At 48.5% G+C, this 13620-nt stretch carries 9 protein-coding genes; 4 read left to right on the top strand and 5 right to left on the bottom strand.

What is annotated here, in order from left to right; translation table 11 throughout:
- The 3 genes from arsS to NG833_RS18050 form a co-directional block, all read right to left on the bottom strand.
- The coding region (arsS, locus tag NG833_RS18060; protein ID WP_254566663.1) for an arsenosugar biosynthesis radical SAM (seleno)protein ArsS at positions 1–904 on the bottom strand (904 nt) is incomplete at its 3' end.
- A gap of 224 nt (positions 905–1128) precedes the next feature.
- Positions 1129–1980: a cytochrome c biogenesis protein CcdA gene (locus NG833_RS18055; RefSeq protein ID WP_254566662.1), complete on the bottom strand. Its 852-nt coding sequence runs from the start codon at positions 1978–1980 to the stop codon at positions 1129–1131.
- Between the two features lie 34 nt (positions 1981–2014).
- Positions 2015–2515 carry a thioredoxin domain-containing protein gene (locus tag NG833_RS18050; protein ID WP_254566661.1) on the bottom strand — a complete coding sequence of 167 codons (501 nt, stop codon included), beginning with the start codon at positions 2513–2515 and terminating at the stop codon, positions 2015–2017.
- A 367-nt stretch (positions 2516–2882) separates the two neighbouring features.
- On the opposite strand from NG833_RS18050, the gene NG833_RS18045 reads away from it, so the two are divergent.
- The 4 genes from NG833_RS18045 to NG833_RS18030 all read left to right on the top strand — a co-directional run bounded on the left by NG833_RS18045 (position 2883) and on the right by NG833_RS18030 (position 6903).
- The gene (locus tag NG833_RS18045; protein ID WP_254566660.1) at positions 2883–4430 is read left to right on the top strand and encodes a mercuric reductase; all 1548 of its coding nucleotides are present in this window, start codon (positions 2883–2885) and stop codon (positions 4428–4430) included.
- Between the two features lie 71 nt (positions 4431–4501).
- Positions 4502–5473: an arsenosugar biosynthesis arsenite methyltransferase ArsM gene (arsM, locus tag NG833_RS18040; protein ID WP_254566659.1), complete on the top strand. Its 972-nt coding sequence runs from the start codon at positions 4502–4504 to the stop codon at positions 5471–5473.
- Positions 5474–5593: 120 nt separating this feature from the next.
- Positions 5594–6238, top strand: a complete 645-nt coding sequence (locus NG833_RS18035; protein WP_375293926.1) for a TVP38/TMEM64 family protein — start codon at positions 5594–5596, stop codon at positions 6236–6238.
- Between the two features lie 425 nt (positions 6239–6663).
- Complete coding sequence (locus NG833_RS18030; protein WP_254566658.1) at positions 6664–6903, top strand: hypothetical protein; 240 nt, start codon at positions 6664–6666, stop codon at positions 6901–6903.
- A 207-nt stretch (positions 6904–7110) separates the two neighbouring features.
- Here the strand turns inward: NG833_RS18030 and NG833_RS18025 are convergent, their stop codons facing one another.
- Complete coding sequence (locus NG833_RS18025; protein ID WP_254566657.1) at positions 7111–12279, bottom strand: putative Ig domain-containing protein; 5169 nt, start codon at positions 12277–12279, stop codon at positions 7111–7113.
- Between the two features lie 613 nt (positions 12280–12892).
- Positions 12893–13579, bottom strand: a complete 687-nt coding sequence (locus NG833_RS18020; protein ID WP_254566656.1) for a response regulator transcription factor — start codon at positions 13577–13579, stop codon at positions 12893–12895.
- Between the last annotated feature and the right edge of the window lie 41 nt (positions 13580–13620).

The raw sequence follows: 13620 nt of genomic DNA, 5'->3' as shown, positions 1-13620 counted from the left end.
CTAAACTGCCTGCGGATAACAGTTTTGCTACGGTGAGCGTTTCGCCGTCCGCAGTTTTGGCCGGGATGCCTTCCATTTGATTAAAATCGCAGTCATAAATATTACCTAAATAGTCGATAGAGAGTTCATTGCGACACATCAGATGGGGAACTGTTTCGGGATTGAAGTTATCCTCTAAAAACTGTAAGTAAGGTTGATGGAGTTGTTGGCGTTGAAGATATAATTTGGTGCGGCCAATGGGTAAATTGGTCAGAGTTAACAATTGGTTAAACTTAATGCCGTAATGTTCAGCCAAGTAAGTTTTATAATCCGCTTCTAATTTCTCCTGGGGTGGGGGTAAATAAAATTGGTCGCGAGAGGTGGGTAGGGATGGATTATAGACTAAGTTTAAAATTAACTGCGGATCCGAGGCATAGCCTAAATCATTGAGTAACTTTATTCCTTGAATCGAGCGGTCATAGACGCCATTGCCGCGCATTTTGTCAACATTACTGGATAAATAACAAGGGAGAGAGGCCACGACTTGTAATTTATTTTCTGCGAAATAGGCGGGTAATTCGGCAAAACCGGGTTCAAAAAAGATGGTTAAGTTGGAACGAACAATTACCTGTTTACCAGCAGCGCGGGATGCTTCAACTAAGGGTTTAAATCCATAGTTCATTTCTGGTGCGCCGCCGGTGATGTCTACGGTTTGAATGGAATCAAAGCGATGAATTAATTCAATCAATTGGTCGCAGACTTCTGAGGATAGTTCTTCGGTGCGATTCGGTCCGGCTTCTACATGACAGTGAATGCAAGCCTGGTTACATCGCTTTCCTAAATTAATTTGTAAAACGGTAATTTCATTTTTGGTTAAGGGGGAACCGATTTTATGAGAGAATGGAGTAATGACCGTTTGAACCATGAATCGCTCCTGATTGTGATTGTGGTTTGGATTGAGTGGTCTTTGATTATTACACCATCGAGAGGCGTAAGGCATCCTGAATTCAGTAGAAATCTTCTGATTTTGGGGAATTTTCCCCACTGACAACAGCAAAATCGCCATCGTCAAATAAGGCGACTGGCTGGACGAGAATCTGGGGGAGTCCTGAACTGACTCCCCCAGTCGCGATCGGGTGCAATATCTGCCTAACTGCCCAAAAACCATTGAGTGCCAGTCAATAAGTAATAGGTTCCCGTCAAAATTAGGGCTAGACTACCAAAGCGAATGACTCCCTCAGAATGGGTCAATAACTGTTTGCTTTGTTTGGCGAGACCCGTAAATAAACTGGACAAGAAAATTAAAAGGGTATATCCCAAAGCATAGCTCACCATCGTTAGTGTTCCTAACAGTTGAGACCCGGTTGCTGCTGCCGCTGCGAGGACTGCAAAGAGCACTGGACTCGCGCAGGGGGAACTCACTAAAGCAAAGGTTAAACCGACTCCATAAGGTCCAGCGACGGGGAGATTGATATCCATTTGGGGGAGAGGTATTTTCACGACTCCAATTAACCACAATCCCATCACGGCCATAATCAGTCCAACAGTGATATTGATATAGCCTCGGTAATCCACCATAACGGCACCGGCGAAGGATGAAACCAAGCCAAACAGACTTAAAATGGTAACGGCCCCGAGGACAAATAAGCCTGCTTTTTTAAAGGCATCCCAACGAGAGGTGATTTTTAAGGTGCCGATATAGCTGAGGTTGACGGGCAACAGGGCTAAAATGCAGGGGGAGACACTGGCAATTCCACCCCCTAGAAATGCCAAGGGTAATAAAATTAAGGGATTGGTAGTATCTTGCTGGCTAAACCACTGTTGATAGCGGTTTTCAATCCGGGAAATGACTTGTTCAATGGGATGACTGAGGACCGGGCCGAGGGTGATGACTAGAATCAGGGAGAGTAATCCTAATCCGCCATAAAGTAGCCATTTTTTAGCGGTTTTAGACAGTCGAGGCGGTTGATGTTCTGTGGATGACTGAGGGAGTTGGGCCATGATAATATCCGGGTTTCACCCATAAATTCTTGACTTATTGTTGAGAAATTGCTGAATCAATGACGGAGGTATAATCAGTTAAGTTGGCATTATTCCGATGCTGTGCCAGAATATTGCCGGTTGCTGGGTCGATGATGGCAACCATGCCCGTTTGCGATCGCTGGGCGGCAAAGAAATCACTTAACCCGAGTTCTGTAGCGAGGGTTTCAGATTGACGGGTTTTGGCGCGATCGCTGACATCCAGAACGATAAAATGAATGTCATCCCCATACTGTGTTTTAAGTTCTTCAAGGGTGGGGGCAATATTTTGACAGGCAGCACACCAACTGGCGTAAATATCGACAACAACCGGCTTTCCTTGGAGGCGAGGGGCTAAGGGGCCTCCGACATTCTCTTTCTTCCCTGCACAGGGATTTGCTTGGGCGATCGCCGGATGGGTAGAAGCAGAACTGTTCAGAGGGTTTGCCGCCACCAGGGAAACGGTGAACATTAAACTACCCAGGGACAGACTCAGCCATAGTAACGATTTACGCATCGATTTAACCTCAAAAATACAGGGAATCTAGGACCAACAATCAGCGGAGTGGACTTTCAAGGGTCTCTCGTTTGCTGTTATTTTGATTAAATTCCTTGAAGATGAGTGGGAGATGAATCCCAGATGGATATTAGATAAAGCTTGAACTCTGAGAGAGAATTTTAGCCTTGTTTCCGTGAAATTTAATCTCTCCCTCATTTAGCGACCCGTTCTTGTGGCTAGAGTAATTGACAGGATGTAGATATTTCAACCAAAACCCCAGTTTTTGGTCCGAAGCTGGCGCGGTTAAATCTAGTGTTGTTATTTGCCAAACTGAGGAAGAATCGTACATCATGGAACTCTTACTCATTTAGAAATACCAATAACCATGACCCATTCAATTCAACAAGAACCGGCTCTCCAACCCTTGGATGAGTACAATCAATCCTTAATGTCTCATGTTCATCCCATCGATTGGGTGAATCCTTCCCCTGCCGCCAGTTATGATTTAGTTGTGATTGGCGCGGGAACTGCTGGACTGGTGGTAGCGGCAGGTGCTGCGGGGTTAGGATTAGGATTAAAAGTTGCTCTGATTGAAAAAAACTTGATGGGGGGAGATTGCCTGAATGTCGGTTGTGTCCCTTCCAAATGTCTGATTCGCTCATCCCGGGTGGTGGCGCAGATGCGAGAGGCGAGACACTTTGGCATTCAGTCTCCAGATGCCATTGAGATTGATTTTGCGGCAGTGATGCAGCGAATGCGGCGAATTCGGGCGGGAATTAGCCCTCATGATTCTGCGGAACGGTTTCGGAATTTGGGCATTGATGTGTTTTTAGGACCGGCGGAATTTGTGGATAGTGGGGCGATCGCTGTCAAAACCAATCTCCTCCGGTTCAAAAAAGCCGTGATTGCCACGGGTGCACGTGCCACTCGTCCTCAAATTCCGGGATTAGCAGAAGCTGGCTATTTAACCAATGAAACCGTCTTTTCCCTCACCGAATGTCCCCCACGATTAGCAGTGATTGGGGGAGGTCCAATTGGGTGTGAACTCGCCCAGGCATTTCAACGCCTCGGCAGTCAAGTTACTTTATTTCATAAGCATGGACATCTCCTCGATCGCGAAGATGCAGATGCAGCAGAAATTGTCCAACAACAATTATTACAGGATAATCTAAAGTTGGTTCTGGATTGCACTTTATTGAAGGTAGAAATAACCGATGCCGGTAAAGTCATCCATTACCGGCAAAATGATGAAATTAATACGGTTGTTGTGGATGAAATATTAGTTGGGGCTGGACGGACTCCCAATGTTGATGGCTTGAATTTAGACGCTGTTGGGGTTAAATATGATGCCCGTCACGGTGTTGTTGTTGATGACTATTTGCAAACCACCAATCCGCGTATTTATGCGGCAGGCGACATTTGCATGAACTGGAAATTTACCCATGCAGCGGATGCGGCGGCGCGAATTGTGATTAAAAATACCTTGTTTTCTCCCTTTGGGTTAGGACGAAGCAAACTGAGTCATTTAGTCATGCCTTGGGTGACTTATACTGATCCAGAGATTGCTCATGTGGGCTTGTATGAGCGGGAGGCGCAAGAGCAGGGAATGGAAACAAATACGATTACTATTCCCTTGAACGATGTCGATCGCGCTTTGGCAGATGGGGAAACCGAAGGGTTTGTCAAAATCCTCCATAAACGCGGTTCTGACCAGATTTTAGGGGCAACCATTGTGGCGCGTCATGCTGGGGAAATGATTAGTGAAATTACCTTGGCGATCGTCACTAAACAGGGACTCAGTGCCTTATCCGGCGTGATTCATCCCTATCCCACTCAGGCAGAAGCCATTAAAAAAGCCGCCGATGCCTATCGCCGAACCTTACTCACCCCGCGCACTAAATCCTTGCTGAAATTGTTAACCAAATTCAGTTAAATTATCTCCGTTAATCAGCTATTCTGGAGTTAATTGCTGAGATTTTTGATTCATTCACCTGCACCTAATTTATGAGCTATTTAGAAACAACTGCCCAATTCTATGCCGAAGCTGCCGAAACCCCTCAAGAGGGACTCTGTTGTGTCAGCACTCCACCCCTGCAATTACCGGGTTTAAAAATTCCCGAAATCATGCAGCAGATGAACTATGGCTGTGGTTCCACGGTTCATCCCACGGAGTTATTTGGAGAACCCACGGTCCTTTATATTGGCGTCGGCGGTGGAATTGAAGCCCTACAGTTTGCTTATTTCTGTCGTCAACCGGGAGGCGTGATTGCCGTAGATCCGGTAGCAGAAATGCGTGAAGCAGCGACGCGAAATTTACAGCTTGCGGCGAAAGAGAATGGGTGGTTTAATCCAGAGTTTGTGCAAATTTTGGCGGGAGATGCCTTTACCTTGCCGATGCCAGATGCTTCTGTGGATGTGGTAGCACAAAACTGTTTATTTAATATCTTTGAACGGAAAGATTTGCAAAAGGCATTATCGGAAGCCTATCGCGTCTTGAAACCCGGGGGACGATTGATTATGAGTGACCCGATCGCCACCCGTCCGATTCCCCCTCATCTCCAACAGGATGAACGGTTACGCGCCCTCTGCTTATCCGGTGCACTCTCTTATGAAGACTACATTCAGCACTTGATTGGCGTTGGGTTTGGTCAAATTGAAATTCGCGCCCGTCGTCCTTATCGGCTGTTGGATACCCAGAATTACAATCTGGATGAACCTCTCCTCTTAGAAAGTTTAGATTCTGTCTCCTTCAAAGTGCCAATTCCTGACGATGGCGCTTGCGTTTTTACCGGCAAAACGGCCATTTATTCTGGACAAGAGGCGATGTTAGATGATGGGGCGGGACATTTGCTACAACGGGGAATTCCCGTGGCAGTTTGTGATAAAACTGCGGCTAATTTAGCCCGAAAATTCCCCCCAAATCTGATGATGATTACAGAGTCTAGTTGGTATTACAGTGGCGGCGGATGCTGCTAAAAAAAAATGATAATGCCCCCAAATCGGATATGATCACAGAGAAGAATTAAGAGGATATCTTGGGTGGGTATAAGTGCAGTCATTTATTTTTTAGTTACCACTCCTGCTTTGGCGGAAAGTGTGGGAGATTCAGCCGGATTCAACCTGCAACAACTGTTCCTGAATGCGTTAACTTGGATTGAAGGTTTGGGGGTGGTGGGCGGTATTGCATTTATCGCCATTTATATTGCGGCAACGGTTGCCTTTCTACCGGGGTCGATTCTGACATTAGGTGCAGGGGTGGTATTTGGGGTGGTACTGGGTTCGGTGTATGTGTTTATTGGGGCAACTTTGGGGGCGATCGCAGCTTTTTTAGTCGGGCGCTATCTGGCAAGAGGGTGGATTAGCAAAAAAATTGAGGGCAATCAAAAATTTGCGGCGATCGATAAAGCAGTTGCCAGGGAAGGGTTAAAAATCGTCCTGCTGACTCGTCTTTCCCCCATTTTTCCCTTTAATCTCTTGAATTATGCCTTTGGGATTACGGGGGTTTCTTTGAAAGATTATGCATTGGGTTCAATTGGCATGATTCCGGGAACGGTGATGTATGTTTATATTGGTTCTTTAGCTGGGGATTTGGCAAGAATTGGCACAGAAAACCAGCCAACTAATCCAACCCTGCAATGGAGCATTCGCATTTTAGGCTTAATCGCCACGGTTGCAGTTACGCTCTATGTCACCCGAATTGCTCGCCAAGCTCTGGATGAAAAAGTTATCGATGAACCGTAGGTTTAGAGCCTGTTGGGGATGATTTTATCAAAAATCAGGAGATGGATATCAAGCCTTGCTATGTCACGGAATTGGATAAAAATAGTCGGTTTGTTGTTGTTAAAAAGCCTCACGGGTTTTAGTAAAAAAACACCAAAATCAATCTGGAGGGCAGGCGATTCGCGAATCGCCCCTACATTGATGGGTGGCTTTGAGGAAAGGCTTGAAGTCCTGTTTAAGTGTAATAATGCTGCGCTATAGAGGGAGTAATTCGTATATTAATTTAGCCAAAATTTCTAAAAATCAATTCTTTTTTAGAAAAGTTTCAATTAACTTGAAGATGAGCGAATTGGGTTTTTAAAATTCCTCTGGGGATAGATGACAGGAAGGGGTCAAGTAGAGAAACTGAGAGTAAATTCTCAGATAAAATAGAGGGACAGCATTTTATGAATCGACCTAAAAACCCAACGAGAGGCGATCGCCAGGTGGCAGAGGAAGCCATGTCTCACGAAGAAGCCAATTTTACAGAAACTCCGACGGGGCGAAAACTGGTCACACAAGCCCAAATGATTGGGGGATTTTTACTGCTGATTCTGGCGGTCCTTTTGGGACTATTGGTGGCGTCTTTCCCGACGGGAGAGGAACTCCCGGCTAATCCGGATACCCCCAATCAAATCACCCCGTAAGAACGGTTAAAATCCATCTATTCAACCTCAATCAACTCCGAGTCTCACGGGCGATCGCCCTCGGAATCTGGACGGAAGGTTGCAGATTGATTCGCGATCGCCTGGAGGATATGTTGTTTTGAGACTCCTAACATTAAACATCAGCAAATCGGGGGGGTTCCTTCTTTAAAGGAACCCCCCCGAACATTACAACTCAAGCAGCGATCATTACCCGATTACGGAAATACCATCTTGAGCGATCGCATCCTCCACCCACAACTGGGCTTGGTCCGCGATATAAACATTGTAGGTATCGTTGCCGATCGCCTCCGTACCCCCAGAAACCCAATTGCCCGATGCAGTCACAGCGTTCGTCTGTTCCCCACTCACAATCACACGATTGCGCCGGTCCGAAAGGTGGAGAACATGAATCGGATCCAGGTTCAAGCTATTACTGCCACCATTCAGATCAATCATCTCAATGTCGTGAATCCGATTATCGGCAATCTCCGTCAAATCGAAAGCAAAATCATCCCCATCCAGACGCAGAGTATCCTCTCCACTGCCGCCCTCCAGGCGACGGAAGTCACTATCAGCAACGGTGATGAGATGGTTTCCAGAACCGCCATAGATGACGTCAGGACCCCCGGCACCAATGAGGGTATCGTCCCCTTGGGCGCCAACGATCACATCTGCTCCAGCAGTTCCCGTCAACGAATCGTTACCGAGTCCGCCATGCTGGGTGACAGCACCTGTGAAATCGCCACCATACATGACATAAGTTTCCCCAGCATTGTCCCGGGTACCGTTGGGACCATCCCCTTCCGGAGCACCAACCAGGACATCATCGAACCCATCGCCATTGACATCGCCAGCGCTGACCGATCGCCCAGTCCGATTGTTAGCCTCAATCCCGTACAGGGTAAACCCGTCGGTGCCATCAATCTGCTCCAAATCGAGGGATGCGTTAAAGGTAGTGCCGCCAAAGAGAACGTAACTTTGTCCAGCTTCCTCTTCACCCTCAAAACCCGGTGCTAGAGAAGCGTTAATAATCAGGTCATCATAGCCATCGCCGTTGATATCTCCGGCATTAGAGACGGACCTGCCGCTCAAGTCACCGGCATTGATACCGGAGATGGTAAACCCATTGGTTCCATCTAGATTTGCCAGGTCAAGGTTAGCGGGTAAGTTAGTCGAGCCAAAAATCACATAACTCTCCCCCGCTTCATTATTGGCTCCTTGCGCGCCAATAATCATGTCATCCAAGCCATCGCCGTTGACATCGCCTGCGTTGCTCAATGCTCGGCCACTCAAGTCACCGGCATTGATACCCGAGATGCGGACACCATTCGTGCCGTCTATGTCTGCGAGGTCAATCGTGGGGTTAAAGGTGGGACCCCCGTAGACGAGATAGGTTTCGCCAACCTCGTCACCGCCTTCGTCATCGGCTTGGGGAGCGCCAATCAGCAAGTCATTATAACCATCACCGTTGATATCTCCCGCACTCCGGGGCGATCGACCACTGCGCTCACCTGCCTGAGCGCCGAAAACCGTAAAGCCATTCGTCCCATCGAGTTCAAAGTTAGCAAGGTCAATCTCGGCGTCAAAGGTAAAGTTAGATCCACCAAAGATGACATAAGTTTCTCCGGCATCCGGCCTTTCATTATTAGGCCCATCGGCACTGAACGCGCCAATCAGCAGGTCATCCACGCCATCACCATTAATATCACCCGCGTGGACATCCCGGCCACTCTGGTCACCCGCTTCGCGGCCAAAAATAGTAAAGCCATTGGTACCGTCCAGGGTAGCGAGGTCAATGGGGTCATCAAACTGATTACCGCCAAAGATGATATAAGTTTCTCCCGCGTTTGACCTGTTGTTATTAGGCCCATCGGCAAAGCGCGAGGCCACCATAATGTCATCAAAGCCATCTCCGTTGATATCCCCGGCATTGCTGAGTGCTCGTCCGATCGCGTCGTCTGCATCAATACCGTAGATTGCAAAGCCGTTGCTTCCGTCCAGGTCCCGTAGGTCTATTTGCGGACCGATGTCGGGACCACCGAAGAGAACATAGGCTCGACCTGCGTCTGCGGTGCCGTCAGGGCGATCGCCAAAGCGCGTCCCAATTAAGATGTCATTGAAGCCATCGCTATTGACATCCCCAGCAGAAGAGACATTTCTCCCGCTCAAGTCACCTTCGTTCTCACCGTAGATAACCAATCCCCCGTTACCTAACGTCATGTTGCTTAAGCTAATATCTGGGACAGGAAGGGGCGAAATGGCCGAGGCTAATGCTACCTCTAGGTCTGGTTCCCCTTGGTTAAAAGCTGTGACCCGGGCGCGATTGGGAATCGTTCCCCACCGTGCAAGGATACCCGAGATAGTCAGGGTCGTGGTTTCTCCCCCTTCTAACCGAGGAATGGTCCATTCATCGGCGGTGGGGTCATAGTTGTTCCCTTCCGTCGGTGTGAAGGTAATGTCACGCAGCCAGTTGGGTAATGATTCAGCCACCGTGATTCCTGTAGCTGGCATTCCACCTTGATTCGTTAAGGTCACGGTATAGCTGAGTTCTTCTCCAATCGTTGCCTCTGGATCGCTCACAGTTTTGGTGATTTCCAAAGCAGCCGGAGGAGGAAACTCTACCGTGGCAACTGCTAGAGGACTCTGATTCATCTCATCGTTCACAACGATTTCGATGTCCCGAGGGGTGAGGTCGGGATTCTCAGCGGTATTGTTGTACCGGATCCGTTGCAGCACTCGTTCGTAATTTTCTACCTCATCATCGCCGCTGAGGGTCACTACACCGTTTTCAACGGTGGCGATAATATCTGTCCCTTCTGTATCAACGAGCAGTTCTTCCGCATCCCCATCGAGTGGGTTAGCGATCCGCACCGTGGCACCCGAGATGGTGTTATTGTCAGGATCTGCGTCAGTGACTAGAGCATTTTCGGCGATCGGCACTCCCTCCGCTTCCGGAGCAAAGGTCACCGTCGTATCCACCCCGGGTTCCTCCGAATTTAGGTTGACCTCTGGCCGAATGTTCTCCCCAATGCCGTCATCAACCCCGAGAGCAAAGGTATCGGTTACGGTATTCCCCCGATCATCCTCAGCAGTGACAGCAATTTCCAAATCGCCAGCATCTCCATCATCCGGCGTTCCACTCAATTCCCCAGTTGCCGGGTCAAAGGTCAACCAATCCGGTAACGGTGAACCATCGGCCAAGGTTGCCGTGAATGTCAAGGGTTCCCCTTCAGGATCCGTAAAGGAATCCTCGGGAACTGCAAAGCTAAATTCTTCTCCTGCGGTGGCCGTTTGGTCCGCCAGGGGATTCGTCACCGTTGGCGGCTGATTCTCCCCAATGCCGTCATCAACCCCAAGTGCAAAGGTATCGGTTACGGTATTCCCCCGATCATCCTCAGCAGTGACAGCAATTTCCAAATCGCCAGCATCTCCATCATCCGGCGTTCCACTCAATTCCCCAGTTGCCGGGTCGAAGGTGAGCCAATCCGGTAACGGTGAACCATCGGCCAAGGTGGCCGTGAACGTCAAGGGTTCCCCTTCAGGATCCGTAAAGGAATCCTCGGGAACTGCAAAGCTAAATTCTTCTCCGGCGGTGGCCGTTTGGTCCGCCAGGGGATTCGTCACCGTTGGCGGCTGATTCTCCCCAATGCCGTCATCAACCCCGAGAGCAAAGGTATCCGTTATGGTATTCCCTTGACCATCCTCAGCAGTGACAGCAATTTCCAAATCGCCAGCATCTCCATCATCCGGCGTTCCACTCAATTCTCCCGTTGCCGGGTCAAACGTCAACCAATCCGGTAACGGTGAACCATCGGCCAAGGTGGCCGTGAACGTCAAGGGTTCCCCTTCAGGATCCGTAAAGGAATCCTCGGGAACTGCAAAGCTAAATTCTTCTCCAGCGGTGGCTGTTTGGTCCGCCAGGGGATTAGTCACCGTTGGCGGTTGATTGGAACCCGGTTCTGGTTGCGGTGTGGGGTCCGGTTCCGGAGAAGGAATCACAGGGGGTTGTATGGGGCTAGGCTGTGGCTCAAAGACAATTGTGGGCGGTTCCTCTGTGACGCTTGGATCCTGGGGTAATGGCCCAAAGATAATCCCAGGTGCTCCGGTTTCGATTTGGTCTTGAATTTCCTGGGGCATTGGTTCCTCTTCCACCGGCTCTCCTGCTGGGACCTGTCCTGGTGGAAGGCTTCCATCACCGAGGGTCGCCACTGGGGGAACATCCCCATCGCAACCTACGTTAAGGACCACATCCATTGTGAACCGATTTGGGGTTAGGGTCCTGGCATCGGTGTTATGAACGATCGCCAAATATTCGCCGCTGGTCCGATCTTGGATGATCCCATGGGCGGCATATTCTCCTTCTCCTTGGAAAATATTCAGATTCTCTAAGGTTTGACCTTGGTCTAATCCAATCAGGTTATACCCATTTCCAAAATCCAGGATATGGTCAGCTTCCTCCAAAACTGGACTGCCGGTGGTCACTCCGATCGCAAATATATCGGCACCGCCTCCCCCAACGAGGGTATCTGACCCTTTATCTCCATAAATCAGGTCATTGCAGTCCGCTCCATACATCAGGTCCTCTCCTTGACCCCCACGGATGAGATTGGAACCACTAACTCCGACGAGGGTATCATCCCCTTCATTGCCGTGAAGATGGTCATTACCCTCTCCACCCACGATGAAATCATCACTCTCGGGGTCTCTGATGTCTGGGTTGCCGGTCCCTCCGTAGATGGTGTCATTGCCTTTGTCACCAAAGATGATGTCAGAACTGACATTACCAATGACTAGATCGTTACCTTGACCGCCATAAATCACATCCATTTCGGTCCCCCCGAAGATGGTGTCATCCCCGACATTCCCTTGCATCAAGTTCTGACCACTGACCCCAAAGAGTAAGTCATTGCCATCTAACAGGACCCGGACCGGATCCGCAGGGCCGCCATAGACAGTATCGTGGCCTAGGTCCCCAAACACTGTATCGCTAGCCAGGTCCCCATGTAACCAATCATCATCTTTGCCACCGTGGATCAGGTCGTCATTTTTTCCCCCGTAAACCGTATCGTTTCCTTCATTGCCGTGGAGATAGTCGTTTTCGGTGTTCCCAAACACTAAGTCTTGGTCGAGTAAGGGTCCTACTGGTACCGGACTGCCGAGACCGCCAAAGATGGTGTCGTTGTTTTCATTCCCTAAAAGGGTGTCATTGCCTTGGTCTCCATAGACCCAATCTTCACCGGAACCAGCCTCTACCAGGTCATCGCCGGGAACACCGCGCACGGTATCGTTTCCTTGATTGGCGAGAATGTAATCGGCTTCCTCGGAGCCTATAATAACTTCACCGAATTCTGGGCCAAAAATAATATTTGGAGTCATATTTTTATCTAAATTTACTTCAAGACAGTAGATTTTTTGAGCGCATTAAGCCATTCAAAACTCTGCCCTCAACCCTTGTAAATATTTAAAAATTCAAACTTACAAAAATTTCTTTATATTAGAGGGCATTTGAAATTAATGATGCTTCTCAGAAATGCGCTATCAGGTTTTCATGTCTTATTTTGTCGTTAATCAGAGGAAAATGTCGAGTATAAAGTTTAAATTCTCTCTATCGACATAAATATCTCTATTCAGAGATAAAACTTAAGGAATACATTGGGAGAGCTTTTTGAGTCTATTAGAAATTACTTCCGTCATGTGGAGTATTCCTCTTGAATCAGTGGCGGATAAAATGCTGTAGTTTTAGCGGACGATCGCCGCTCAATCAATGGCTTCGAGGGGTAGGTCAATCCGGAAAAGGGAAATACCAGACGCTGAACAACTATTGCGATCGCCCCTGAATATCAACCGGATACGCTACATTTGCGATCGCAATTCTGGCTATTTTTATAAATTCTTCACCGACAGAACCCCGCTCCCTGCCAGATGTAGCAACAGAAAAAAAGTCCCCTGGCCTCATTTTAAAATGAGGGATTTTAAGGCCGAATAGGGCCTAAGCATACTCCCGCAAGACATACCCCACACCGCGTACAGTCTGGACTAGACGCTTGGGATTATGAACCTCTAGCTTGATTCGTAAAGCGCGAATATAAACTTCAATAATATTGGACTCCCCCATAAAGTCATATCCCCAAACCTGTTCTAAAATCTGGTCTCGGGTGAGGACTTGGCGGGGATGGCGCAGCAGAAACTCTAACAAATCAAATTCTTTGGCGGTGAGTTCAATTAAATGAGTGCCGCGATACACTTCACGAGTTGGGCGATTTAAACTGAGGTCTTCAAATTCTAAAATATCTGGGTCATGGGGATGAAGGCGACGCAGACGCGCTTTAATTCGGGCGAGTAATTCTTCGATACTGAAGGGTTTGGTGACATAATCATCGGCCCCAGAATTTAACCCCAAGACGCGATCGCTGATTTCGTCTCTGGCAGTCAACATCACAATGGGGACTTGAATGCCGGTGTTGCGAAGACGTAAACAGAGGTCTAATCCCGAAAGTCCGGGCAGCATCCAATCTAAAATTAACAAGTCCGGTTGAGACTCTCGGGCGATTCGGAGTCCATCTAATCCATTCCCGGCAACGGTTACCTGATATCCCTCCAGGGTGAGTTCGTCGGCAATGAACTGGGCGAGTTTAGGGTCATCTTCAACGAGGAGAATGCGATCGGGATTTGCCATTTGTCATTTGTCATTGGTCGTTTGTTGTTGGTGTTGTGGGG

The organism is Oscillatoria sp. HE19RPO (genome assembly GCF_024220515.1).
GTDB lineage: Bacteria > Cyanobacteriota > Cyanobacteriia > Cyanobacteriales > Laspinemataceae > Laspinema.
Note: the sequence above shows the minus strand (reverse complement) of the source record. Positions and strands in the feature narration are given on the sequence as shown.